22 protein-coding genes and 1 tRNA gene are annotated in these 25080 nt (G+C 72.4%); 15 read left to right on the top strand and 8 right to left on the bottom strand.

The window, feature by feature from the left end; translation table 11 throughout:
- Window positions 1–20 precede the first annotated feature (20 nt).
- The 3 genes from BLW57_RS16635 to BLW57_RS16625 all read left to right on the top strand — a co-directional run bounded on the left by BLW57_RS16635 (window position 21) and on the right by BLW57_RS16625 (window position 3386).
- Entirely contained in the window at window positions 21–620 is a 600-nt protein-coding gene (locus BLW57_RS16635; protein ID WP_093475449.1) for a DUF501 domain-containing protein, read from the top strand.
- Window positions 617–1558, top strand: a complete 942-nt coding sequence (locus BLW57_RS16630) for a Ppx/GppA phosphatase family protein (protein WP_093475448.1) — start codon at window positions 617–619, stop codon at window positions 1556–1558. The genes BLW57_RS16635 and BLW57_RS16630 overlap by 4 nt, the downstream gene beginning before the upstream one ends.
- 445 nt (window positions 1559–2003) lie before the next feature.
- The gene (locus tag BLW57_RS16625) at window positions 2004–3386 is read left to right on the top strand and encodes an NAD(P)/FAD-dependent oxidoreductase (protein WP_093475446.1); all 1383 of its coding nucleotides are present in this window, start codon (window positions 2004–2006) and stop codon (window positions 3384–3386) included.
- Window positions 3387–3508: 122 nt separating this feature from the next.
- On the opposite strand, the gene BLW57_RS16620 is transcribed toward BLW57_RS16625, so the two are convergent.
- Window positions 3509–4165, bottom strand: coding sequence for a hypothetical protein (locus tag BLW57_RS16620; RefSeq protein WP_101376986.1), 657 nt, complete (start codon window positions 4163–4165; stop codon window positions 3509–3511).
- 277 nt (window positions 4166–4442) lie between these two features.
- On the opposite strand from BLW57_RS16620, the gene BLW57_RS16615 reads away from it, so the two are divergent.
- Window positions 4443–5732, top strand: a complete 1290-nt coding sequence (locus BLW57_RS16615) for a class I SAM-dependent methyltransferase (RefSeq protein WP_093475443.1) — start codon at window positions 4443–4445, stop codon at window positions 5730–5732.
- An 82-nt stretch (window positions 5733–5814) separates the two neighbouring features.
- Here the strand turns inward: BLW57_RS16615 and BLW57_RS16610 are convergent, their stop codons facing one another.
- Window positions 5815–8343 (bottom strand): ABC transporter permease, encoded by a 2529-nt coding sequence (locus BLW57_RS16610; RefSeq protein WP_093475442.1) that lies wholly within the window; start codon window positions 8341–8343, stop codon window positions 5815–5817.
- The gene (locus tag BLW57_RS16605) at window positions 8343–9113 is read right to left on the bottom strand and encodes an ABC transporter ATP-binding protein (protein WP_093475440.1); all 771 of its coding nucleotides are present in this window, start codon (window positions 9111–9113) and stop codon (window positions 8343–8345) included. Before BLW57_RS16605 ends, BLW57_RS16610 begins: the two co-directional genes overlap by 1 nt.
- A gap of 413 nt (window positions 9114–9526) precedes the next feature.
- On the opposite strand from BLW57_RS16605, the gene BLW57_RS16600 reads away from it, so the two are divergent.
- The 3 genes from BLW57_RS16600 (at window position 9527) to BLW57_RS16590 (ending at window position 11989) form a co-directional block, all read left to right on the top strand.
- Window positions 9527–9610, top strand: a tRNA-Leu gene (locus tag BLW57_RS16600).
- A 156-nt stretch (window positions 9611–9766) separates the two neighbouring features.
- Complete coding sequence (locus BLW57_RS16595) at window positions 9767–10942, top strand: 4-hydroxybenzoate 3-monooxygenase (protein WP_093475439.1); 1176 nt, start codon at window positions 9767–9769, stop codon at window positions 10940–10942.
- Window positions 10943–11128: 186 nt separating this feature from the next.
- On the top strand, window positions 11129–11989 hold the full coding sequence (locus BLW57_RS16590) for a Bax inhibitor-1/YccA family protein (RefSeq protein WP_093475437.1): 861 nt from the start codon (window positions 11129–11131) through the stop codon (window positions 11987–11989).
- Window positions 11990–12047: 58 nt separating this feature from the next.
- Here the strand turns inward: BLW57_RS16590 and BLW57_RS16585 are convergent, their stop codons facing one another.
- Window positions 12048–12278: a DUF4287 domain-containing protein gene (locus BLW57_RS16585; RefSeq protein ID WP_073888630.1), complete on the bottom strand. Its 231-nt coding sequence runs from the start codon at window positions 12276–12278 to the stop codon at window positions 12048–12050.
- Window positions 12279–12377: 99 nt separating this feature from the next.
- Between BLW57_RS16585 and BLW57_RS16580 the strand changes: the two genes are divergently transcribed.
- Window positions 12378–12689, top strand: coding sequence for a hypothetical protein (locus BLW57_RS16580; protein ID WP_093475436.1), 312 nt, complete (start codon window positions 12378–12380; stop codon window positions 12687–12689).
- A gap of 28 nt (window positions 12690–12717) precedes the next feature.
- On the opposite strand, the gene BLW57_RS16575 is transcribed toward BLW57_RS16580, so the two are convergent.
- The 3 genes from BLW57_RS16575 to BLW57_RS16565 form a co-directional block, all read right to left on the bottom strand.
- Window positions 12718–13509 (bottom strand): hypothetical protein, encoded by a 792-nt coding sequence (locus BLW57_RS16575; protein ID WP_093475434.1) that lies wholly within the window; start codon window positions 13507–13509, stop codon window positions 12718–12720.
- A gap of 273 nt (window positions 13510–13782) precedes the next feature.
- Window positions 13783–15003, bottom strand: coding sequence for an acetyl-CoA C-acetyltransferase (locus tag BLW57_RS16570; protein ID WP_093475433.1), 1221 nt, complete (start codon window positions 15001–15003; stop codon window positions 13783–13785).
- 423 nt (window positions 15004–15426) lie between these two features.
- The gene (locus BLW57_RS16565; RefSeq protein ID WP_176985611.1) at window positions 15427–16443 is read right to left on the bottom strand and encodes an SGNH/GDSL hydrolase family protein; all 1017 of its coding nucleotides are present in this window, start codon (window positions 16441–16443) and stop codon (window positions 15427–15429) included.
- A gap of 163 nt (window positions 16444–16606) precedes the next feature.
- Between BLW57_RS16565 and BLW57_RS16560 the strand changes: the two genes are divergently transcribed.
- On the top strand, window positions 16607–17998 hold the full coding sequence (locus tag BLW57_RS16560; RefSeq protein ID WP_093475430.1) for a cystathionine beta-synthase: 1392 nt from the start codon (window positions 16607–16609) through the stop codon (window positions 17996–17998).
- Between the two features lie 417 nt (window positions 17999–18415).
- Here BLW57_RS16560 and BLW57_RS16555 read toward each other — a convergent pair whose 3' ends face one another.
- On the bottom strand, window positions 18416–19195 hold the full coding sequence (locus tag BLW57_RS16555; RefSeq protein ID WP_093480728.1) for an SDR family NAD(P)-dependent oxidoreductase: 780 nt from the start codon (window positions 19193–19195) through the stop codon (window positions 18416–18418).
- Window positions 19196–19263: 68 nt separating this feature from the next.
- Here BLW57_RS16555 and BLW57_RS16550 point away from each other — a divergent pair, with 68 nt between their 5' ends.
- From BLW57_RS16550 to BLW57_RS41410, 6 genes are all read left to right on the top strand, one after another.
- Window positions 19264–19635 (top strand): holo-ACP synthase, encoded by a 372-nt coding sequence (locus BLW57_RS16550; RefSeq protein ID WP_093475428.1) that lies wholly within the window; start codon window positions 19264–19266, stop codon window positions 19633–19635.
- Between the two features lie 44 nt (window positions 19636–19679).
- Window positions 19680–21110 carry an NAD(P)H-hydrate dehydratase gene (locus BLW57_RS16545; protein WP_093475427.1) on the top strand — a complete coding sequence of 477 codons (1431 nt, stop codon included), beginning with the start codon at window positions 19680–19682 and terminating at the stop codon, window positions 21108–21110.
- Between the two features lie 514 nt (window positions 21111–21624).
- Window positions 21625–22791, top strand: a complete 1167-nt coding sequence (gene alr, locus BLW57_RS16535) for an alanine racemase (protein WP_093475425.1) — start codon at window positions 21625–21627, stop codon at window positions 22789–22791.
- A gap of 110 nt (window positions 22792–22901) precedes the next feature.
- Window positions 22902–24149: an alpha/beta fold hydrolase gene (locus tag BLW57_RS16530; protein WP_093475424.1), complete on the top strand. Its 1248-nt coding sequence runs from the start codon at window positions 22902–22904 to the stop codon at window positions 24147–24149.
- A gap of 89 nt (window positions 24150–24238) precedes the next feature.
- Complete coding sequence (gene tsaE, locus BLW57_RS16525; RefSeq protein ID WP_093475422.1) at window positions 24239–24751, top strand: tRNA (adenosine(37)-N6)-threonylcarbamoyltransferase complex ATPase subunit type 1 TsaE; 513 nt, start codon at window positions 24239–24241, stop codon at window positions 24749–24751.
- 130 nt (window positions 24752–24881) lie between these two features.
- Entirely contained in the window at window positions 24882–25055 is a 174-nt protein-coding gene (locus BLW57_RS41410; RefSeq protein ID WP_176985610.1) for a hypothetical protein, read from the top strand.
- Window positions 25056–25080: the final 25 nt, after the last annotated feature.

Genomic DNA, 25080 nt, shown 5'->3' with positions numbered 1-25080 from the left:
AAGCCACCCTGAAAGCAGTCATGGAAACGCCTCCGCCGCCCACTCCGCACACCGAGCCCACCGACGCGGACGTCGAGGCCTTCAAGCAGCAGCTCGGCCGCCCGCCGCGGGGCCTGCGGGCCATCGCGCACCGCTGCCCCTGCGGCCAGCCGGACGTCGTGGAGACGGCGCCGCGCCTGCCCGACGGCACGCCCTTCCCGACGACGTACTACCTGACGTGCCCGCGTGCCGCCTCGGCGATCGGCACGCTGGAGGCGAACGGCGTCATGAAGGAGATGACCGAGCGGCTGGGCACCGACCCCGAGCTGGCCGCCGCCTACCGGGCCGCGCACGAGGACTACGTCCGGCGCCGCGACGAGATCGAGGTCCTGGCCGGATTCCCCAGCGCGGGCGGCATGCCGGACCGGGTGAAGTGCCTGCACGTCCTCGTGGCGCACTCGCTGGCCGCGGGGCCGGGCGTGAACCCGCTCGGCGACGAGGCGATCGCCATGCTGCCGGAGTGGTGGAGCAAGGGGCCGTGCGTGACGCCGTCCGGGCCCCCGTGCGGTGAGGAGTGGCAGGTGGACGCCACCGAGGACGGCTTCTTCGCCGCCAGGCCCGTCGAGGAGGACGGCAAGTGACCCGGGTCGCCGCCATCGACTGCGGTACGAACTCCATCCGTCTCCTGGTCGCCGACGCGGACCCGGCCACCGGCGAACTCGTCGACCTGGACCGGCGCATGACGATCGTCCGGCTCGGCCAGGGAGTCGACCGCACCGGCCGGCTCGCCCCCGAGGCGCTGGAGCGGACCTTCGCCGCCTGCCGCGAGTACGCGGAGATCATCAAGGAGCACGGCGCCGAGAAGCTCCGCTTCGTCGCCACCTCGGCCTCCCGCGACGCGGAGAACCGGGACGAGTTCGTCCGCGGTGTCGTGGACATCCTCGGTGTCGAGCCGGAGGTCATCACCGGGGACCAGGAGGCCGAGTTCTCCTTCACGGGCGCCACCAGGGAACTGACGGGGCGTGACGACCTCACCAGGCCCTTCCTCGTCGTGGACATCGGCGGCGGCTCCACCGAGTTCGTCGTCGGCGGGGACCACGTGGCGGCCGCGCGCTCCGTGGACGTCGGCTGCGTGCGGATGACGGAGCGTCACCTGGTGCACGGCGGCAAGGTGAGCGACCCGCCCACCGAGGAGCGGATCGCCGCCATGCGGGCCGACATCGAGGCCGCTCTCGACCTCGCCGAGCGGACGGTCCCGCTGCGCGAGGCGCACACCCTGGTGGGCCTCGCGGGCTCGGTCACCACCGTGTCCGCGATCGCCCAGGACCTGCCGGAGTACGACTCCGCGCGCATCCACCACTCCCGGATCTCCCACGACCGTGTACGCGAGATCACCGGACGGCTGCTGCGCTCCACGCACGCCGAGCGCGCCGCGATCCCGTCGATGCACCCCGGCCGGGTCGACGTCATCGGAGCCGGGGCCCTCGTGCTGCTGTCGATCATGGAACGGATCGGTGCCGAGGAGGTCGTCGTCAGCGAGCACGACATCCTCGACGGCATCGCGTGGTCGGTGGCGTAGCTCTCTTCAGTTACTGACCGGTAGCCGTCGGCTGAGCAGGTCGGATAACGTCTGAGCGGGGCTGAGGGGCCCTTTCGGGGCCCCTCGGTGACGGCCGGTCGGGAAAGTTCGTGAAGTTCTTCACAAGAGATTCCGCCCCGCAGGGGCGTGGAAGGGGCCCGATCGGCCCTTCCGGGGGTTCCCGGGGTGTTTGAACATGTTCAGTAGGTAGGTGCGCAAGGGCCCGTGAGGGGGGTGCTCCGAGGGTGTTGCGAAGTGCTCACGACGACCCGCCGGACGAAGAGAGGCAGCTCACGCGGCCTTGACAACGGGTCAGACCGCCCAGCGGTTCCCCCCGGGCGACATGACCTGCGTCACGCGGGCCGCGGAGTTTAGCACAGCACCTGCCGAAGCTTGTGAAGGGGCGCACGAGCACCCCTGTCGAGGCGGGTGGATACTCGATGGCATGAGCACCACGGAGCGTCCCAGGATCCTCGTAGTAGGCGGTGGGTACGTAGGCCTGTACGCAGCTCGGCGCATTCTCAAGAAGATGCGCTACGGCGAGGCGACCGTCACGGTCGTCGACCCCCGGTCGTACATGACCTACCAGCCCTTCCTCCCCGAAGCCGCCGCCGGCAGCATCTCCCCTCGCCACGTCGTCGTCCCGCTGCGACGCGTGCTGCCGAAGGCGGAGGTCCTCACCGGTCGGGTCACCACCATCGACCAGGACCGCAAGGTCGCCACGATCGCCCCGCTCGTGGGCGAGGCGTACGAGCTGCCCTTCGACTACCTCGTCATCGCGATGGGCGCGGTCTCCCGCACCTTCCCGATCCCCGGCCTCGCCGAGCAGGGCATCGGCATGAAGGGCATCGAGGAGTCCATCGGCCTGCGCAACCACGTCCTGGAGCAGCTGGACAAGGCCGACTCCACGAACGACGAGGAGATCCGCCGCAAGGCGCTCACCTTCGTCTTCATCGGCGGTGGCTTCGCGGGTGCGGAGACCATCGGCGAGGTCGAGGACATGGCCCGGGACGCGGCCAAGTACTACAAGAACGTCTCCCGCGAGGACATGCGCTTCGTCCTCGTCGACGCCGCGGACAAGATCCTTCCCGAGGTCGGCCCGAAGCTCGGCCAGTACGGCAAGGAGCACCTGGAGAGCCGGGGCGTGGAGATCTACCTCTCCACCTCCATGGACTCCTGCGTCGACGGCCACGTCGTGCTGAAGAACGGCCTCGAGGTCGACTCCAACACGATCGTCTGGACGGCCGGCGTCAAGCCGAACCCGGCCCTCGCCCGCTTCGGTCTGCCCCTCGGCCCCCGCGGCCACGTGGACTGTGAGCCGACCCTCCAGGTCAAGGGCACGGACTACATCTGGGCCGCCGGTGACAACGCGCAGGTCCCGGACCTCGTCGGCCGCAAGGCGGGCAACGAGAACGCCTGGTGCCCGCCGAACGCCCAGCACGCGCTGCGCCAGGCCCGTGCCCTCGGCGACAACGTGATCTCCGGCATGCGGGGCTTCCCGCAGAAGGAGTACGAGCACGCCAACAAGGGTGCGGTCGCCGGTCTCGGCCTGCACAAGGGCGTGGCGATGATCGTCATGGGCAAGATGAAGATCAAGCTCAAGGGCCGTCTCGCCTGGTACATGCACCGTGGCTACCACGGTCTGGCGATGCCGACCTGGAACCGCAAGGTCCGCGTCTTCGCCGACTGGACCCTCGGCATGTTCCTCAAGCGCGAGGTCGTCTCCCTGGGCGCCATGGAGAACCCCCGCGAGGAGTTCTACGAGGCCGCCAAGCCGGCTCCCGTCGCCGCCGCGAGCAAGACCGAGGAGAAGGCCAAGGCCTCCTGACCTCAGGTCCCCCCGGCCACACCCGAAGGGGCCGCCCGCCATCCGTGGTGCGGGCGGCCCCTTCGGCGTCTGTAGGGACTCCTTCGCCGTCGGCCGGACGGCGACCGGACGGCCCAGGAGGATCAGGCGGGCCGCGAGGAGCCGCCGGACCGCGCGGAGTCGTCACCCGGCACCCGGACGCTGTCCAGGACCTGCCGGTGGTCCTTGTCCATCAGGTCCTGGTGCCCGCGCTCGGAGACGGTCATGACGACAACCATGTGCTCACCGAGGTCGATGAGCCGGATGTGACCCCTGGAGCCGTCGGCCGCGGTGAGGTCGGCCGTGAGGTCGGGGCTGCCCTTGGTGGTGCCCGCGCGGGCACCGGTGCTGCGCAGCACGTCGTGGGAGGACTTGGAGCCGCTGTTGTAGCCCTCCAGTACCGATGTGAGCGTGGCCTTGAGGTCCCAGGGGGCCGACGGATCCGTGCCGGGTGCCTCGAAGACCGAGAAGCCGATGGCCCCGTACTCGGTCGGCACCAGATAGAGGCGGTTGCGGACGCCGTCCTCGTTGTTCTGCTGGACCGAGGCCCGGCCCGGAAGCCGGACGCTGATGCCGCTCGTGGTGTCGGTCGTACGGCTCCATCCCGCGGCGTCCCCGCTGCCCGCGTCGGCCGTGGCGACGCTTGCGGTCCGCGGTGGCGGGGCGGCGAAGGCACTGGTGGGCAGCAGCACGCCACCGGTGATCACGCTGGTCGAGGCGGCGAGCAGGACGAGGCGCCGGAGCGTGGAACGACGGGTCATGGCGATGCACATCCGATCCGAGGGGGGAGAGGGAGGCGAACGAAATGTTCTGTCTCCATTGACCCCCGTCCCGCGAGAGGGGTCATGCCCCTGATGTCCGTGGCACGCGAGTTCGGGACTTGACCGACCGGGGAGTGCGGGTAACGCGACCGTGTGACGGTTCGGCCATCGTGTCGGCATGAGCGCGTGGAGGGGAATGACGTCGGCGTGCGGGGTCGTTTCCCTCCATCGGACGGAGACGATCCAGCGGGCCTATCCCTTTCAGCGGAGGTGCGCCATGGCCGACGCCGCGTCGCGGCTGACGAGTGTTGCCGAACAGATGATGGGAGCACCGCTCCCCTTGCGGATCCGCGCCTGGGACGGCTCCCAGTCCGGGCCGCCGGGTGTCCCGACCCTCGTGGTCCGCAACCGCCGCGCGCTGCGCCGGCTGCTGTTCAAGCCGGGGGAGCTGGGCCTGGCCCGCGCCTGGGTCGCCGGGGACCTGGACATCGAGGGGGACCTGTACACCGCCCTCGAAGCCATGGCCGGCTCCGTCTGGGAGCGCGACGGGGACGCCCGCACCCTGATCGAGGCGCTGCGCGATCCCCACGTCCGGGCCGCCGGGCGCGAGCTGCTGCGGCTCGTCGGGCCGCCGATCCCGCCCGCCCCGCCGCGCGAGGAGGTACGCAGGCGCCGGCATCTGCACACGCGGCGCAGCGACAAGCGGGCCATCAGCCACCACTACGACGTCGGCAACGACTTCTACGAGATCGTCCTCGGCCCGTCCATGGTGTACTCCTGCGCCTACTGGGAGGACGACGGAACCCTGGAGTCCGCCCAGCACGACAAGCTCGGACTCGTCTGCGGCAAGCTCGGGCTGAGGGAGGGCATGCGGCTGCTGGACGTCGGCTGCGGCTGGGGCTCGATGGCCGTCCACGCGGCCCGCGATTACGGCGCGCGGGTCGTCGGGGTCACCCTCTCCCAGGAACAGGCCGCCTACGCCCGCAAGCGCGTCGCGGACGAGGGGCTGACCGACCGGGTGGAGATCCGGGTCCAGGACTACCGGGACGTCGAGGACGGCCCGTTCGAGGCGATCTCCTCCATCGGGATGGCCGAGCACGTGGGCGCCGAACGGTACCTGGAGTACGCGAGCCGGCTGTACACCCTGCTGGCGCCCGGCGGCAGACTGCTCAACCACCAGATCGCCCGGCGCCCCCAAGGGGACGAAACGGCCTACCGGGTCGACCCGTTCATCGACTCCTACGTCTTCCCCGACGGCGAGCTCGCCCCGCTCGGCACCACCGTCACCCAGTTGGAGCGGGCCGGCTTCGAGGTGCGGGACGTCGAGTCCCTCCGCGAGCACTACGCCCGCACCCTGCGCCACTGGGTGGCCCGCCTGGAGGCCGACTGGGGCCGCGCGGTCCGGCTCAGCGGCCCGGGCCGCGCCCGTGTCTGGCGGCTGTACATGGCCGCCTGCGCCCTCGCCTTCGAACGCAACCGCATCGGCGTCAACCAGGTCCTCGCCGTCCGCCCGCCCGAGTCCGGCGCCTCCGGGCTCCCGCTGCGGACCCGCACCTGGAACCCCTGACCCCGGCACACGGCGAGGGCCCCGTTCCGCGACCGGAAACGGGGCCCTCGCCCTGCGCGCCCCCCCCGCGGGCGCCGCGGTGCTACTCGGCCTTGATCGCCGTCAGCATGTTCAGGCGGGCCGCGCGCCGGGCCGGCCACAGGGCCGCCAGCACGCCGACGGTGCCCGCCAGCAGCAGGAAGACCGCCATCCGGCCCCAGGGCAGGACCAGTTCGTACGTCGGCATCTTCGTGCCGAGCAGCTCACCGGCCGCCCAGCCGAAGAACACGCCCAGGCCGATCCCGAGCACCCCGCCGAACAGGGAGATCACCAGGGACTCCAGGCGGACCATCCGCTTGACCGCCTTGCGGTCCAGGCCGATCGCCCGGAGCATGCCGATCTCCTGGGAGCGTTCGAACACCGACATCGCGAGGGTGTTGATGACACCGAGCACCGCGACGATCACCGCCATGCCGAGCAGGCCGTAGACCATGTTCAGCATCAGCGTGAACATCTTCGCGATCTCGTTGGAGATGTCCTGCTTGTCCTGGATCTTGATCGCCGGGTTGATGCCGAGGGTCTCCACCAGCCTGTCCTTGGCCGCGTCGGAGGCGCCGCCCGCCGTCCTGACCATGACCTGCATGTCGGCCGGGTCCGTCAGGTGCGGGGTGAGGACCTTGTTGTCGAGGATGATCCCGTTGAGCATCTCGTTGCCCTCGTAGACCCCGGCGACCGTCAGCCGGGCGGCCTTGCCGTCCTCGAAGTGCGCGGTGAACCGCGAACCGGCCTTCCAGCCGTACTCCTTGGCGCGGTCCTCGTCGACGACGACCCGCGAGCCGCCCACCGTGAAGGAGCCGTCCCGCACCTTCAGGTCGGTCAGTTTCCCGATCGCCGAGCCGTCGACACCGGTCAGGAACTCCGTGCCGCCGTCGATGCGGGACTCGCCGTTGCGCAGCGGGCTGCTGGCGGTGACGCCGTCCGCGGTCGCGAGCTTGTCCGCCACGTCGGGGGAGAGCGGCCCGCGGTTGGCCATCGAGACGACGTAGTCCGCGCGGATCGCCGCGGAGGCCATCTTGTCGATGGAGGTCTGCAGGCTGCCGGCCATCACCGTCATACCGGTGATCAGGGTGAGGCCGATCATCAGCGCGGAGGCGGTGGCCGCCGTACGGCGGGGGTTGCGCACCGAGTTCTGGCGGGCCAGCTTGCCCGAGACACCGAACACGCGCAGCAGCGGGGCGGCCGCCGCGATGAGCGGACGGGACAGCAGCGGGGTCAGGATGAACACACCGACGATCAGCAGGACGGCCCCGAGCCCCATGGCGCCCTGGCCGCTGTCCGCGTTCATCGTGGTGCCCGCGAGGACCACCGCGACGCCGGCCGCCGAGAACAGCGCGCCGAGGGTGTTGCGCAGCACCAGCGACTTGGTGGTGGCCTTGGCGTGCACGCTGCTCATCGCCGCCACCGGCGGGATCTTCGCGGCCCGGCGGCCGGGCAGCCAGGCGGCCAGCATGGTGATGAGGACACCGACCGCGAGAGCGGCGCCCACCGTGCCCGGGGTGACGACCAGCGGCCCGTCCGGCACGCTCGCGCCGAAGGAGCCCAGCAGGGAGCGCAGGCCCGCCCCGATGCCGACACCGGCGGCCAGACCGGTCACGCCGGCGACCGCGCCGACCGCGAACGCCTCGATGAGCACCGAGCGGGTGACCTGGCGGCGGGAGGCGCCGACCGCCCGCATCAGGGCCAGTTCCCGGGTGCGCTGGGCGACCAGCATGGTGAAGGTGTTGGCGATGATGAACGTACCGACGAACAGGGCGATGCCGGCGAACACCAGCAGGGCCTGGCGCAGCCCGCTCATCGAGGCGGAGATGGCCCGCGCCTGCTCGTCGGCGAGGTGCCGGCCGGTGGTGGTCTCCACCAGGCGGGACGGCAGGGCCTTGTCCAGCTCGGCCTTGAGCGCGGACTGGGCGGTGCCGGCGGCGGCCTGGACGTCGATCTCGTCGTACGTCCCCTTCTTGCCGAACAGCGCCTGCGCGGTGGGCGTGTCGAAGAGGGCGAGGCTGCCGCCCGCGGCCACGTTGCCGTCGTCGGTCGTGAAGATGCCGGCGACGGTCGGGGTGAGGACCGGGCCGTCGACCGACAGGCGGACGGTGTCGCCGACCCGGTAGCCGGCGCGCTCGGCGGTCCTGGAGTCGAGGAGCACCTCGCCGCGGCCGTGCGGGGCGTGGCCGTCGACGAGCGGGTACCGGGGGTCCTTCGCGCCCCAGTAGTTGCCGCCCGCGGACTGCCAGTCGCCGCCGAGGAGTTTGCCGTCCTTGTCGGCGACGGCGGTGAAGCCGCTGACGACGCCGGTGGCGGACGCGGCCCCGGGGACGTGGGCGGCCTTGTCGAGCAGCGCCCGGGTCAGCTCGGCCGTCCGGCCGACCTTGTCGCCCTCGGAGTCCTGGTACTCGGGCCGTACGGCGACGTCGACCCGGTCGAAGCCCTTGGCGGAACTCTTCTGGTAGGCGTCGGAGATGGTGTTGGTGAAGACGAGCGTCCCGGAGACGAAGGCCACGCCGAGCATGACGGCGAGCACGGTCATCAGGAGCCGGGCCTTGTGCGCGAAGACGTTGCGCAGGGCGGTGCGGAACATCAGCTGGTACGGCCCTTCGCGTCGAACTGCTTCATGAGGTCGAGGACCGAGTCGGCCGTGGGGGCGTGGATCTCGTCGACGATCCGGCCGTCGGCCAGGAAGACCACGCGGTCCGCGTAGGCCGCGGCGACCGGGTCGTGGGTCACCATGACCACCGTCTGGCCCAGCTCGCGCACGGAGTTGCGCAGGAAGCCGAGCACTTCGGCGCCGGAGCGCGAGTCGAGGTTGCCGGTCGGCTCGTCGCCGAAGATGATCTCGGGCTTGGAGGCGAGGGCGCGGGCCACGGCCACCCGCTGCTGCTGTCCGCCGGAGAGCTGGGCGGGCCGGTGGCTCAGCCGCCCGGAGAGCCCGACCATCTGGATGACCTGGTCCAGCCACGCCTTGTCCGGCTTCCGCCCGGCGATGTCCATCGGCAGGGTGATGTTCTCCAGCGCGGTGAGCGTCGGCAGCAGGTTGAACGCCTGGAAGATGAAGCCGATCTTGTCCCGGCGCAACTTGGTGAGCTGCCTGTCCTTCAGGGAGCCCAGCTCGGTGTCGCCGATGCGCACCGAGCCGGAGGAGAAGGTGTCCAGGCCGGCCACGCAGTGCATCAGCGTGGACTTGCCGGAGCCGGACGGGCCCATGATCGCGGTGAACTCCGCCTGCCGGAAGTCGACGGAGACCCGGTCCAGGGCGACCACCCGGGTCTCACCCTGCCCGTAGATCTTCGACAGCTCGGTGGCGCGTGCGGCCACGGCCGTGGTCCGGCCGGCGGTGGGTGTGGTGGTCACGGGGCGGTGCTCCTGTCGGGACGACGTGTGTTCCTGGGGACTCGTCCATCGTCCCGGCGCCGGACCGCGGTGTAGTCAGCCGCTGTTCCGGTTCCGGAGGGCGACTCGGGTCGGACGGCGGCGCGCGGTGTCATACCTGGGGAGGACGGGCGTCCCTGAGGGCCGCGCCGTCGGACGCGCCTTCGAAACGTGTCGAGAACAGGTGGAGCGACCTCGTTCAGACGGTGAAATTCCGTCATTTCGCGTGCGGCCGCGCCCACGTCACGCCAGGCTGTTGGCAAGTGCGGATGGCGTGTTCCGTGGGCTGATGCACACTCAGACGTCAATAAAATAAGACAACATCGGTCCGCCCTTCCGCTGTTCGGGGGATGCGTCCCGATAGGCTCGGACCCTCGTAGCGGAGCCCATGGCCTGCCCGGATGGTGGAATGCAGACACGGCGAGCTTAAACCTCGCTGCCCCTTCGCGGGCGTGCCGGTTCAAGTCCGGCTCCGGGCACCTTTCCGCCCTCGATCACCCTTCGACGTACCGCACGACCGTTGACAGCGGCACCCGTGCGGTCGGAGACTCACGCCCGGAATCAAGTGAAGAAAATTTCACCAGGCGAACGGCCGTCGGGCGGCCGGACCGAGTGGACCGAGGGAAGGACGACCGATGCGCACCACCGTCGGGATCATCGGAGCGGGTCCGGCCGGACTGCTGCTCGCACGGCTGCTGCACCGCGCGGGCATCGACTCCGTCGTCCTGGAGAGCCGCGACCGGGCCTACGTCGAGCAGCGCCAGCGGGCCGGGATCCTCGAGCAGGGCACGGCCGACGTGCTGCGCGCCGCCGGTGCCGGCGAGCGGATGGACCGGGAGGGGCTGCGGCACGACGGCATCGAACTGCGCTTCGACGGCCGGCGCCACCGCGTCGACTTTCCCGGCCTCACCGGCGGCAGGTCCGTGACGGTCTACGCGCAGACGGAGGTCTGCAAGGACCTCGTCGCCCTCCAGTCGGAGGAGGGCGGCCCGCTGCTGTTCGAGGCGGAGGCACTGGCGGTGGAGGGCGCCGAGGGCGACCGCCCGCGCGTCCCCTTCCGGCACCGGGGCGTCGAGGAGGTGTTGGACTGCGACTACGTCGTCGGCTGCGACGGCTTCTGGGGCGTGGCCCGGGGCGCCTTCCCGGCGGAGGTCTCCCGGGTGTTCGAACGGTCGTACCCCTACGCCTGGCTGGGCATCCTCGCCGATGTGGCGCCGTCCCACGACGAACTCGTCTACGCCCGCCACGACCGGGGCTTCGCCCTGCTCTCCATGCGGTCCCCCACCACCTCCCGGCTCTACCTCCAGGTCCCCGAAGGGACCGACGCCGCGCAGTGGGGGGACGGGGAGATCTGGGACGAGCTGGAGCGGCGCCTCGAGACCGCCGACGGCTGGCGGCTGGAGCGTGGCCCCGTCACCCAGAAGTCGGTCACGCCCATGCGTTCCTTCGTGCACGAGCCGATGCGCCACGGCCGGCTGTTCCTCGCCGGGGACGCCGCCCACATCGTGCCGCCCACGGGGGCCAAGGGGCTGAATCTCGCCGTGGGCGACGTCGTCACCCTCGCCCGCGCGCTGGTCCACCGGCGGGACACCGGATCCGAGGAACTCCTCGACGCCTACTCCGCCACCTGCCTGCGCCGAATCTGGCAGGCCGAGCGGTTCTCCTACGACATGACCACCCTGCTGCACCGGGCTCCCGACGCCACCGCCTTCGACGCCCGCCTCCAGCGGGCCCGGCTGGAGCGGATCGCCTCCTCGCGCGCGGCCGGAACCGATCTGGCCGAGGCGTACACCGGCTTCCCGCTCCGGTGAGGCGAACCGGTGGAGTGCTGCGGGTTCGTCACGACCCGTGGATCTCCATGGCCGGGAATCACCGGTACGCGTAGCGTGTTGCGGAGCACGACGAGGGAAAGATCCTCCCCAGGTATTACGGACGATCCTTTGCCAATCCATTACCCTTGAGGCCAAGGCCGCGCAGGGTGGCCATGGAGGAGTGAAATGAGGAGCAGTAACCCGGTCTTCTCGCGACGGGGGTTCAGCCGCGACAACGGCTACGCCGGCTTCAACACCGCACCGCAGGCCGGGTACGCACAGGGCAACCCCTACGCGCAGAACCCCTACGCGCAGAACCCCTACGCCCAGCAGGGTGCCCCGGCCGGCGCGCCGCCGCAGGCCCCGGTCACCACCGACCGGATGACCATGGACGACGTCGTCGTCCGCTCCGCCATCACGCTCGGCACGGTCGCCGTCGGCGCCGTCCTCGCCTGGGCGCTGCTGCCGGTCTCCACGACCAGCTACGGCCTGGCGGTCGGCTCCGCGATCGTCGCCTTCGTGCTGGCCATGATCCAGAGCTTCAAGCGCACGCCGTCGCCCGCGCTGATCCTCGGTTACGCCGCCTTCGAGGGCGTGTTCCTCGGCGTGATCAGCGAGATGTTCAACAGCCGGTGGAGCGGCGCGCCCTTCCAGGCCGTGCTCGGCACCATGGCGGTCTCCGGCGCGACCCTGCTGGTCTACAAGGCCGGCTGGATCCGGGTCACCGCGCGCTACGCCCGCATCGGACTCGCCATCGCGATGGCCTTCCTGGTGGTCATGGCGGTCAACCTGCTGCTGGTCGCCTTCGGCGTCGCCGAGGACGGCGGACTGCGCAGCTTCGGCCCGCTCGGTGCGCTCGTCGGCATCTTCGCGATCCTGCTCGGCGCGTTCTTCCTGACGCTCGACTTCAAGCAGATCGAGGACGGCATCGCCTACGGCGCCCCGCGCAACGAGTCCTGGCTCGCCGCGTTCGGCCTCACCCTCACCCTGGTGTGGATCTACGTGGAGATGCTGCGCCTGGTCGCGATCTTCAGCAGCAACGACTAGCGGTCACGCCGGTCGTACGAAGGGCCCCGGGCAACACGCCCGGGGCCCTTCGCCGTTGTCAGAGCAGCTTGCGCGCTGCCCTCCTCAGGTCGTACTCGTGCACGATGGCCTTCGCGTGGCCGTACGCCAGGTCGTACTCGTGCCGGAGCCAGCTGACCTTCTCCTCGAAGCGGAACAGAGACGGGCCTTCTTCGACGGTGCGCAGCCAGTCGGAGATCTCACGACCGGTGCAGTGGGGAATGCGGGCGAGCAGATTGCGGTGGGTCTCCTCGGAGAAGACTTGGGACATCGGCGCCTCCGAACGCAAAGGGGATGTAAGCCGGTCCTTCACGTCACCGTGCCTGAGCGTTCGCGTATTGGCAACAGTGCGGCGCGTTACGCTCGGCCCGTGCTTGATACGACGCCCTTGACCAAAGCAGTGGATCACTTCGCCGACCGGTTGCGGGCGGCGCCGCAGAGCCGGCTGCAACGCAGCGCCGCGGCCGAGGCGCTGGCGCTGGCCCGGGAGTTCTCCCGCTGGGTGCAGCAGGTGGAGGAGCCGGGGACCGAGCCCCGCGAGATGCCGGACGCCGGGATGTTCGCGGTGGCCGACCAAATCCTGGTCGCCGCTCACGACTTGGCCCTGGTGCTGCGGAGCGACGACGAGGTCGCCGAGGCGGTCCGCCGTGTCGAGGAGGCCCGGCAGCGCGCGGGCGTGTGAGCCGGGGCGGGGCGCTGCCCCGGCCGGCTCAGAGGGAGGCGATGACCCGGTCGGCCAGCACGTAGACGGTGTCCTCGCCGCAGGCGAAGGTCAGCGTGTAGGCGCCGGAGATCCCCGAGCCGCCGAGCAGGTACGGCATCTCGCCCGCGTCCAGGGCCGCCGCGAGCCGTTCCGCCGTCTCCCGGTGACCCGGCGTCATGCACAGGGTGGTGCCGTCGGCGAACACGTACACGTCGAGGGTGCCGAGCGGGCCCGGACGGACGTCGGACAGCTCGACGCGTCCGTCGGCCAGCTGCTCCAGTGTGGTCACCGTGCGCTCGTGGTCGGTCACGGCGGGGGACTGCACCGGCACGAAGTCCGGGTGCGAGGGGTGGCGGCGGCGGGCGGCGGCCAGCTCGGGGGACTCCCCGGCGAACTCGTCGGCGTCCGTGGCGGGCTCGGCCACCGGCTCCAGGCCCACGAAGTCGGTCTGCCGGGGCATGAACAGGTCGGTGTCCGGCAGGCCGAGCAGGGAGGGCGCGTCGGAGGCGTCACGGGCCTCCTGCGCCGCCCAGAAGGCGCGCGCCTCGGCCAGCTCACGCTCCCGCTCCTCCGCCAGCGCCTCGGCCACCGCTTCGCGTATCCGGTCGGCGTCGGCGTGGCTGCGCGCGTTCGGCAGGAGCGCGCGCATGGTCGCGGCGTTGCTCTCGGCGTTCCCCGCGAGCTCTGCGTGCAGCTCCGAGATCTGGCGGCGCAGCTTCAGGACGGTGCGCAGGACGGCGACGCCCACGGCGCCCGTGGCGGCCGTGGTGAGCAGCAAAGCGATCGGCATGGCGCTCACTGACGTACTCCCGGTTCAAAGTCGACCCCCGACTTCCTACATCAGCTTGAAGGGCGGACTAACCAGCTGTCAGTGCGTAACGTCACGAAAAGGACGGGACTTCGTTCGTAACGTTTCCGGTGGAACGGCGCTGACCTGCGCGGATATCCCCGGAGAGGGAGATAGGTCACATCCTGGGGGAGATTGGATCACGGAAAGGCCCGGAACCCTGGTGTCCCACGGATTCCGGGCCTCCGGCTGACGTAAGGTGTCCGGTCGGCTACGGACGGTGCGTCAGCTCAGGCGCTCGATGACCATCGCCATGCCCTGGCCGCCGCCGACGCACATGGTCTCCAGGCCGAACTGCTTGTCGTGCCACTGGAGCGAGTTGATGAGCGTGCCGGTGATCCGCGCGCCCGTCATGCCGAAGGGGTGGCCGACGGCGATGGCGCCGCCGTTGACGTTCAGCTTGTCGAGGTCGATGCCGAGGTCCCGGTAGGAGGGGATCACCTGGGCGGCGAACGCCTCGTTGATCTCGACCAGGTCGATGTCGTCGATGGTCAGGCCGGCCCGGCGCAGGGCCTGCTGGGACGCCTCGACGGGGCCGAGGCCCATGATCTCGGGGGACAGGCCCGAGACGCCGGTGGACACGATGCGGGCGAGCGGGGTCAGGCCGAGCTCGCGGGCCTTGGTGTCGGACATGATGACGAGCGCGGCGGCGCCGTCGTTGAGCGGGCAGCAGTTGGCGGCGGTGACCAGGCCGTCGGGGCGGAAGACCGGCTTCAGGCCCTGGACGCCCTCCAGGTTGACGCCGGCGCGCGGGCCGTCGTCCTTGGCGACGACCGTGCCGTCGGGGGTGGTGACCGGGGTGATCTCCCGCTCCCAGAAGCCGTTCTTGATGGCTTCCTCGGCGAGGTTCTGCGAGCGGACGCCGAACTCGTCCATGTCCTGGCGGGTGACGCCCTTGGAACGGGCCAGGTTCTCGGCGGTCTGGCCCATCGCGATGTAGGCGTCGGGGACGAGGCCGTCCTCGCGCGGGTCGTGCCAGGTGGTGCCCTCCTGCTCCGCGACGGCGGCGGTGCGGGCCTCCGCCTCGGCGAAGAAGGGGTTGTGCGTGTCGGGCAGGCTGTCGGAGTTGCCCTTGACGAACCGGGAGACCATCTCGACACCGGCCGAGATGAAGACGTCGCCCTCGCCGGCCTTGATGGCGTGCAGGGCCATGCGGCTGGTCTGCAGGGACGAGGAGCAGTACCGGGTGACGGTGCAGCCCGGGAGGTGGTCCATCCCCATCTGCACGGCGACGATACGGCCGAGGTTGTTGCCCTGCTCGCCGCCGGGCAGGCCGCAGCCGAGCATCAGGTCGTCGATGTCCCGCGGGTCGAGCTCCGGGACCTTGGCGAGCGCCGCCTGGATGATCGTGGCGGTGAGGTCGTCCGGGCGCAGGTCCTTCAGGGAGCCCTTGAAAGCGCGGCCGATGGGGGAGCGGGCGGTCGAGACGATGACGGCTTCGGGCATCACGGCTCCAGTGGACGGAATTGGGCAGGGCCGTCTGGGAAGTTACCCGGCCGTACCTGACAGGTCATCGGTGTCGCGGTGTGACACTGACCTCACATTACTAAGCGCTTGCTTGCCTACCCGCTCGCCCCGAGGCCGAACGGGCGCGGGATCGAACGGGCCTCGCACGACACAGGCCCCGTGCTCTCCCTATGCCCACGGGGATGCCCGCCCCCACCTCACCCCGCCGGGGGCGCCGACGCACACCCACCCGGCCTCGGGCCGCCGGGCCCGGCGCGGTCGACTCGGCGTCGGGGCGGGCGCCCGGGGGGCCCGGAGCCGCGCCCGTCAGGTGACGGCGACGGTACGGGCGGGCCGGTCGGCCGGGACAGGCGGGTCCCGCCGATCACGGTGTCACCGGGCGGCCGGTCGCCGGCCCGCCGGTCAGGCCGTGGGGCGGGCCGGTTCGGCCTCGTGCACGCGGCGGCGGCGGCGTCGCTTGAGGAGGGCCCAGGGGCCCCGGGGGCCCGTCGGCATGGCGGCCGTCACCTCGGTGCCGGCCTCGGACGCGGCCTCCGCGGCCGCGCGGGCCACCGGGAGGAAGCCCTCGCGGCGGGACACGTCCGGCCGCTCCTCCTCCGGCCACAGGCCGAGCGCCGCGCACACCGTCGGCAGCACGGCCATCGCGGCGGTCGCGTACCCCTCCGCCGAAGGGTGGTAGTTGTCCGGTCCGAACAGCTCTCGCGGATTCGCCTCGAACTCCGGACCCAGCAGGTCGCCCAGCGACACCGTGCGCCCGCCCTGCTCGACCACGCCGATCGTCTGCGCCGCCGCGAGCTGCCGGGACGCCCGCCGGGCCAGCCAGCGCAGCGGCTGCTGCACCGGCTCGATGGTCCCGAGGTCGGGACACGTGCCGACCACCACCTCCGCGCCGGCCGTGCGCAGCCGCCGTACCGCCGTCGACAGGTGCCGTACCGACCGCGTCGGCGGCATCCGGTGCGTCACGTCGTTCGCGCCGATCATGATCACGCAGACGTCCGGGACCGGGGCGGGCGAGGACAGCACCAGCGCCACCTGCCGGTCCAGGTCGTCGGACTGGGCCCCGGGCTGGGCGACGTTGCGCAGCTCGACCGGCCGTTCCGCGACCGCGGCGAGCCCCGACGCCAGCAGCGCCCCCGGTGTCTGGCCCGACCGGTGCACGCCCTGCCCCGCGGCCGTGGAGTCGCCGAGAATGGTCAGTTGGAGCGCCTGTTCACCGGGCACGTCGTACGCGTGCCCGTACACGCCGTCGGCCATCGGCACCCGCCCGCTGCTGCCGTTGCCGACGCGGCGCCGGGCCATCTGCACCTCGGCCAGCAGCAGACCGACGGCGGCAGCGCCGACCAGCCCCGCCCCGCCACCGCCGTACGCCGCTCCGGCCGCGATGCGCCGGGCCACTCTCGCCCTCGACATGCTCGTCATGCGTCGCCGCCACCTCCTCGTAGCCGTACATCCACTCCTTGCCCCGTACAGACCGTGCGCCAATCTCGACGGGGAGTGAACGCCCGCCAGGTGTCACCCGAGGGCCTTAGGCTGGCGATACCAACTACGACCACAGTTTTTGTGCAAGCAACCGGAGACAACGGTGCATTTTCACGACTCGATGATCAGCCTCGTCGGCAACACCCCGCTGGTGCGGCTCAACAACGTGACCCAGGGCATCCAGGCCACCGTCCTGGCCAAGGTCGAATACTTCAACCCGGGCGGCTCCGTGAAGGACCGCATCGCCCTGCGCATGATCGAGGCCGCCGAGCAGAGCGGGGAGCTGAAGCCGGGCGGCACCATCGTCGAGCCGACCAGTGGGAACACCGGTGTGGGTCTTGCCATCGTGGCCCAGCAGAAGGGCTACAAGTGCATCTTCGTGTGCCCCGACAAGGTGAGCACCGACAAGATCAACGTGCTGCGCGCGTACGGCGCCGAGGTCGTCGTCTGCCCGACCGCCGTGGACCCCGAGCACCCCGACTCGTACTACAACGTCTCCGACCGGCTCGTGCGGGAGACCCCCGGCGCCTGGAAGCCGGACCAGTACTCCAACCCCAACAACCCGCTCTCGCACTATCACTCGACCGGCCCCGAGCTGTGGGAGCAGACCGAGGGGAAGATCACCCACTTCGTCGCGGGCGTGGGCACCGGCGGCACCATCTCCGGCACCGGCAACTACCTCAAGGAGGCCAGCCAGGGGAAGGTCAAGGTCATCGGCGCCGACCCCGAGGGCTCGGTGTACTCCGGCGGGTCCGGGCGGCCGTACCTGGTCGAGGGCGTCGGTGAGGACTTCTGGCCGACCGCCTACGACCGCACCGTCGCGGACGAGATCGTCGCCGTCTCCGACAAGGACTCCTTCCAGATGACCCGCCGGCTGGCCAAGGAGGAGGGCCTGCTGGTGGGCGGCTCCTGCGGCATGGCCGTCGTGGCCGCGCTGGAGGTCGCCGAGCGGCTCGGCCCGGACGACGTCGTGGTCGTCCTGCTGCCGGACAGCGGCCGCGGCTACCTCAGCAAGATCTTCAACGACGAGTGGATGGCCGACTACGGCTTCCTGGAGGACGAGGGCCCGAGCGCCCGCGTCGCCGACGTCCTGAACGACAAGGTGGCCGGCGCCATCCCCTCCCTGGTGCACATGCACCCCGAGGAGACCGTCGGCCAGGCCATCGAGGTGCTGCGCGAGTACGGCGTCTCGCAGATGCCCGTCGTCAAGCCGGGCGCCGGCCACCCCGACGTGATGGCCGCCGAGGTCGTCGGCTCGGTCGTGGAACGGGAGCTGCTGGACGCCCTGTTCAGCAAGCGCGCGTCCCTGGAGGACCCGCTGGAGAAGCACATGTCCGCCCCCCTGCCCCAGGTCGGCTCCGGCGAGCCGGTCGGCGACCTGATGTCGGTGCTCGGCGGGGCCGACGCGGCCATCGTCCTGGTCGAGGGCAAGCCGACCGGTGTGGTCAGCCGGCAGGACCTGCTGGCCTTCCTGGCCAAGGGCGGCAACAAGTAGCGAACGCGCGGTGAACTGCCCGTGACCACGGCAGACTCGTGGTGACCTCGGCCGATCGGGCCGTATCGGAAACGGTACGAGGGCGTCATGTGCGCGCAGCACCCGCTTAACACGGGTCCGGCAGATTGGTGGGTGTCGGCAGGGCGACGGGGTACCTCCCAGGCTTCAGCAACGGGGGAGGCTCCCCGCCCGGGCCGGCGGCGAACGGCGCCAAGGACCTCCGGAGCGGCTCCCGGACCTCCATGGACGCCACGGACGCGCAAGCCCGGCCCTGACCCGGCACGCGTCCTTCGCGGGGACCGCCGTCGTCCCGCCCCCCGGAAACGGGGGTGCGGCGGTCCCCGCGTCCTCTCCCCCGGTGCGCCGGGAAACCGCCGTCAGCACCGCGGAACGGCCGTCAGCACCGCGCGACCGCCGTCAGTGCACCGAGAAACCGCCGTCGACGAAGAGCGACTGGCCGGTGACGTACGCCGACGCGGCACTCGCGAGGAACACCGCCGCGCCCGCGAAGTCCTCCGCGAGCCCGTTGCGGCCCACCATCGTCCGCGCGGCCAGCGCCGCCACCCGCTCGGGATCGGACGACAGCCGGGTGTTCAGAGGCGTCATCACGAAGCCCGGCACCAGGGTGTTGCAGGTGACGCCGTACCGCGACCACGCCTCGGCCTGCGAGCGGGCCAGCGACTCCAGCGCCCCCTTCGAGACGCCGTAGGCGCCGCTCTGCACGAACGCCCGGTGGGCCTGCTGGGAGGTGATGTGGATGATCCGGCCGAACCCGCGCTCGGCCATGCCCGGCCCGAACCGCTGACCCAGCAGGAACGGCGCGTCGAGGTTCAGCGCCATGGTGGTGTCCCACACCTCCTCGCCCAGTTCTCCCATCGGTGGCCGGAGGTTGACCCCGGCGCAGTTGACGAGGATGTCGGGCTCCCCGAACACCGCGGCCGCCTCCTCGGCCGCCGCGCGCACGCCCGCACGGCCGGACAGATCCGCGGCGACCCGGGCGGCCCGGCACCTGTCGGCCGTCAACTCCTCGACCGTCTCCTCGAGCTGTGCCTCGGTCCGGGCCACGACCACCACGCTCGCCCCGGCCCGCGCCAGCGCCCCGGCGATGGCCCGGCCGATGCCGGAACTCCCTCCGGTGACCACGGCGACACGGCCGTCCAGCGCGAACAGGTCGGAGAGATAGGCCTTGGATGTCATGACCGGAGCGTAGACGGCACGGGCCGACCCGCCGTCCGGCACCCGGCCGTGACCGTAGGCTGCGCGGCATGAGCATCATCGGAGTCGGGATCGACGTCGCCGAGATCGACCGGTTCCGGGCGTCGTTGGAGCGCACGCCCGGCCTGGCCGACCGGCTGTTCGTGGAACGGGAACTGCTGCTCCCCAGTGGGGAGCGGCGGGGCATCGCCTCGCTCGCGGCCCGGTTCGCCGCCAAGGAGGCGCTGGCCAAGGCCCTGGGGGCGCCGGCGGGACTGCACTGGACCGACGCCGAGGTGTACGTCGAGGACAGCGGGCAGCCGCGGTTGCGGGTGAAGGGGACCGTCGCCGCGCGGGCCGCGGAGCTGGGCGTGCGGGCCTGGCACGTCTCCCTGAGCCACGACGCGGGCGTGGCCTCGGCCGTGGTGGTCGCCGAGGGGTGAGCCCCGGGTGTGGGGGGTGGGGGGTGCGGGGCAGACTCGGTGCCATGCGTACTGCGTACAGCGTGGAGACGGTGAGGGCGGCCGAACGGGCCCTGATGGCGCGACTGCCGGACGGCGCGCTGATGCAGCGGGCCGCCGCCGGACTGGCCGCCGCCTGCGCGGATCTGCTCGGCCGGGTGTACGGCAGCCGGGTGGTGCTGCTCGTCGGCAGCGGCGACAACGGCGGGGACGCCCTGTACGCCGGGGCACGGCTGGCCCGGCGCGGAGCCGGCGTGACGGCCGTGCTGCTCGCGCCCGGACGGGCCCACGTCGGCGGGCTCGGCGCGCTGCGGCGGGCGGGCGGCCGGGTCACCGGGGCCGACGACGCCGAGGAGCCGATCGCGCGGGCCGACCTCGTGATGGACGGGATCGTCGGGATCGGCGGCAAGGGCGGGCTGCGCCCCGACGCCGAACGGCTCGCGGACCTGGCGGACCGGTCCCGGGCCGCCGTGGTGGCGGTGGACCTGCCCAGCGGCGTCGAGGCGGACACCGGAGAGGTCCGGGGGGCCGCGGTCCGGGCGGATCTCACGGTCACGTTCGGCACGTACAAACCGGGCCTGCTGATCGACCCGGCGCGCGAGTACGCCGGGATCGTGCGACTCGTCGACATCGGGCTGGAGTTGCCCGGCGAGGGCGAACTGGAAGCCCTGCAGCACGCCGACGTGGCGCGGCTGCTGCCGTCGCCCGCGGCGGAGAGCGACAAGTACCGGCGGGGTGTCGTGGGCATCGCCGCCGGGTCCGCGCGGTACCCGGGGGCCGCGGTGCTCGCCGTCTCCGGGGCGCTGCGGGGCGGCGCGGGAGCCGTTCGGTACGTCGGGCCCGCCGGGGACGCGGTCATCGCGCGCTTCCCCGAGACGCTCGTCTCCGACGCCGGCCCCGCCAGGGCCGGGCGGGTGCAGGCCTGGGTGGTCGGGCCCGGAGCGGGCGACGACGCGGCGACCGTCGCGCAGGTGCTGGCGGCCGACGTGCCGGTCCTGCTCGACGCGGACGGGCTGCGGCTGGCCGAGCGGGACGCGGTGCGCGGGCGTACCGCGCCGACGCTGATGACGCCGCACGCGGGGGAGGCCGCCGCGCTGCTGGGGGTGCGGCGGGAGGAGGTCGAGGGCGCCCGGCTGGCCGCGGCGCGGGAGTTGGCGGCGGCGTACCGGGCGACCGTGCTGCTCAAGGGTTCGACGACGCTGGTGGCCGACGACGGGGGCGGTGCCGTCCGGGTCAACGCGACGGGGACGCCCTGGCTGGCCACGGCGGGGAGCGGCGACGTGCTGTCGGGGCTCGCCGGATCGCTGCTGGCGGCGGGACTCGCCGCGCGGGACGCCGGGAGCGCGGCCGCCCATCTGCACGGACTCGCCGGGAGGTTCGCGGCGGACGGGGCGCCCGCGGGGGCGCACGACGTCGCCGCGCGGATCCCGGAGGCGTGGCGGGACGTGTACGACTGACCGCGTGGGACCGGTGGTTCCCCCGCGCCGGGGGCGCCCCGCGTGCGCGGGCGGGCGGAACGCGCCCGGCTCGGCGGGGCCCCTGGTCCCACGGGCGCCCCTTCCGCGCGGCACCGCCGATCGGGAGGGGCCGCGCGTTCGGCCGACCGCGTGATCGGCGGACGCACCGCACACCGGTCCGCCGCGGCACCGCTCGCCACCGCGGTGACCGGGCCGCCGGCGACGGTCTCGGCGGGCAGCCCCGCGCGCCCCGCACCGGCATGCGGCCCGGTGCGCGGTACCCGGCGCCGGTCCCGGCCCCGCGCGGCCCCGGCGGACCGACACGCCCGGCCGGCCGCCGCCGTCGAGGTGACGTGCGGCCGGCGGCATGCGCGTCCCGCCACGGACCGCCCCGCACCCCGCCGGAAAGCACCCGTGCTCACGAAGGGCGACCACCTCTCCGTGCGCGGGCGGAGGCCGGGTACCTGACACGGCACCGGGGGCCCGCACGGCCCTCTGAGAGACTGGGGGCGCCATGACTGAGACTGCAGCTGTGCCTACCGCCCCCCTGCGCGCCCGCGCCGAGATCGACCTGGGCGCCCTGCGCGCCAACGTGCGGGCGCTGCGCGCCCGTACGCGGGGCGCGGCCCTGATGGCCGTCGTCAAGTCCGACGGATACGGCCACGGCGCGGTGCCGTGCGCCCGCGCGGCCCTCGCCGCGGGGGCGGACTGGCTCGGCACCGCCACGCCCGAGGAGGCGCTCGCGCTGCGCTCGGCCGGCCTGCCGGGCCGGATGCTGTGCTGGCTGTGGGTGCCGGGCGGCCCCTGGCGGCAGGCGATCGAGGCCGACATCGACGTCTCCGTGAGCGGGCTGTGGGCCCTGCGGGAGGCCGTCGAGGCGGCCCGGCAGGCCGGCCGGACCGCACGCGTGCAGCTCAAGGCGGACACCGGACTCGGACGCAACGGCTGTCAGCCGGCCGACTGGCCCGAACTCGTCGCCGAGGCCCGGCGGGCCGAGGACGACCGACTGGTCCGCGTCACCGGTCTGTGGTCCCACTTCGCCTGCGCCGACGAGCCGGGGCACCCCTCCGTCGCCGACCAGCTCGACCGCTTCCGGGAGATGCTCGCCCACGCCGAGGAGCAGGGCCTGCGTCCCGAGGTGCGGCACATCGCCAACTCGCCCGCCACGCTCACCCTGCCCGAGACCCACTTCGACCTCGTCCGCACGGGCATCGCGATGTACGGCATCTCGCCCAGCCCGGAGCTGGGCACCCCGGCCGACTTCGGGCTGCGCCCGGTGATGACGCTCAGCGCCTCGCTGGCCCTGGTCAAGCACGTCCCGGGCGAACACGGCGTCAGCTACGGCCACCACTACGTCACTCCCGGCGAGACCACCCTCGGCCTCGTGCCGGTCGGCTACGCGGACGGCATCCCGCGGCACGCCTCGGGCACCGGGCCGGTGCTGGTCGACGGCAAGTGGCGGACGGTCGCCGGGCGGGTCGCCATGGACCAGTTCGTGGTGGACCTCGGCGGCGACGAGCCCGCGGTGGGCAGCGAGGCCGTGCTGTTCGGCCCCGGCGACCGCGGCGAACCCACCGCCGAGGACTGGGCGCAGGCCTGCGGCACGATCGCGTACGAAATCGTCACACGCATCGGAACGCGGGTTCCGCGCGTCTATGTGAACGGGGAAGAACTCGGGTAACCCGTCCCGGAGCGACGGGTCCCTCGGGTGACTCCGGCACTCGGGCACCACAGGGGCCTCACCCGTTTCACCCAACAGGCGAACTGCAGTACGGCGAAGAGGAGCGGTACGTGAGCGAGAGCAGTGCGGAGGCAGTGGCGGACGTCCTCGCCTCGGCGGCCGTCGCCTCCGCCGCGGGGGCGACGGCCGGGAGCTGGCGCAGGGCGACCGGCATCGCCGGCGCCGCGATAGGCGTGCTCGCCGCGGGCGCGGCGGCCGGTGTCGCCATCGAGCGGATGACGGTCGGCCGCGGGATGCGGCGCAAGGCCCGGCTGGCACTGGATTCGACCGGCCCCTACGGCACCCTGCGCGGCACCCCGGGCAAGGCGTACGCCGACGACGGCACCGAGCTGTACTACGAGGTCGACGAGACCGAGCCGGAACCCGGGCCGACCCCCTCCCCGCGCCGCCGCCGGCTCTTCGGGCGCAAGGCGCCCGCCCCCGTCACCGTCGTCTTCTGCCACGGCTACTGCCTCAGCCAGGACTCTTGGCACTTCCAGCGGGCCGCCCTGCGCGGGGTCGTCCGTACCGTGCACTGGGACCAGCGCAGCCATGGACGCTCGGGGCGGGGCGCGGCCCAGACCCGCGACCGGGTGCCGGTCACCATCGACCAGCTCGGCCGCGATCTGAAGGCCGTCCTCGACGCCGCCGTACCGGACGGCCCGGTCGTGCTCGTCGGCCACTCGATGGGCGGGATGACCGTGATGGCCCTCGCCGCCCAGTACCCGGAGCTGATCCGGGACCGGGTCGTCGCGACCGCCCTCGTGGGGACCTCGTCCGGACGGCTCGGCGAGGTCAACTTCGGCCTGCCGCTGGCCGGCGTCAACGCGGTGCGCCGCATCCTCCCCGGAGTGCTGAAGGCGCTCGGGCAGCAGGCGGAACTGGTGGAGAAGGGGCGCCGGGCCACCGCCGACCTGTTCGCCGGGATCATCAAGCGGTACTCGTTCGCGGGGCGGGACGTCGACCCGGCCGTCGAGCGGTTCGCCGAACGGATGATCGAGTCCACGCCGATCGACGTGGTCGCCGAGTTCTACCCGGCCTTCTCCGACCACGACAAGACCGAGGCTCTCGCCCACTTCCGCAGCATGCCCGTGCTCGTGCTGGCCGGCGTGCAGGACCTGGTCACCCCGAGCGAGCACAGCGAGGCCATCGCCGATCTGCTCCCCGAAGCGGAGCTGGTGCTCGTGCCGGACGCCGGGCACCTGGTGATGCTGGAACACCCCGAAGTGGTCATAGACCGCCTCGCCGATCTGCTCGCCCGTGCCGGCGCCGTGCCGCTTCCGGCTACCGTAAGTGGCTGTGACTCCGCCTCCTCCTAGAGGGAGCGGCCACCGGCCCTACGGCCGCGGTCCGGCCCGGACCGGTCCCCCGCGGGACCTCATCCGTGTACTACTGCAAGTGAGTGACGATGGAAGCTACTGCCGCACCGCACGACACCGCTGAGACCCGGCTGACCATCACCTCTCCCGAGCAGATGCGGGAGCTGGGCCGCCGCCTCGCCAAGCTGCTGCGCGCGGGCGACCTGGTGATGCTCAGCGGGGAGCTCGGCGCGGGCAAGACCACGCTGACCCGGGGCCTCGGCGAGGGGCTCGGCGTGCGCGGCGCGGTCACCTCGCCGACCTTCGTCATCGCGCGCGTGCACCCCTCCCTCGGTGACGGACCGCCCCTGGTCCACGTGGACGCCTACCGGCTCGGCGGAGGCCTGGACGAGATGGAGGACCTGGACCTCGACGTCTCGCTGACCGACTCGGTGATCGTCGTGGAGTGGGGCGAGGGCAAGGTCGAGGAGCTGACCGAGGACCGGCTGCAGGTCGTCATCCACCGGGCCGTCGGGGACACCACGGACGAGGCGCGGCACGTGACGCTGACCGGGCTCGGGCGGCGGTGGGCGGACAGCGGCCTGGAGACCCTCGCGGCCTGAACCGCCCGACGGCTTTCCGACATGCCGTCGGCAACATATTGCGCAGGACGTCCCGGGCGTGGTCACATGGTGTCCAGCCGGTAGTTAGGTTTGCCTAACTACGCCCGCCCCCGCAGCTCAGGAGGCGTCCATGACCGCTCACCGCCCCGCGAAGCAGTCCCGCCCGGCCCTGCCCGCCGGGATGTCCATGCGCGATCTGCTGGCCTCGTGCGCGGCCGCGGCCGCGGTCTCCACACCACCGCGGGCCCCGGAGACGGCCCAGACGGCCGCTGGCGCCGCCCCGGAGCGGCGCGAGGCCGCCTAGGGCCCGCCGACCGGATCCGGCGACC

The organism is Streptomyces sp. 1222.5, assembly GCF_900105245.1.
In the GTDB taxonomy this organism is placed as follows: Bacteria; Actinomycetota; Actinomycetes; order Streptomycetales; family Streptomycetaceae; genus Streptomyces; species Streptomyces albidocamelliae.
Note: the sequence above shows the minus strand (reverse complement) of the source record. Positions and strands in the feature narration are given on the sequence as shown.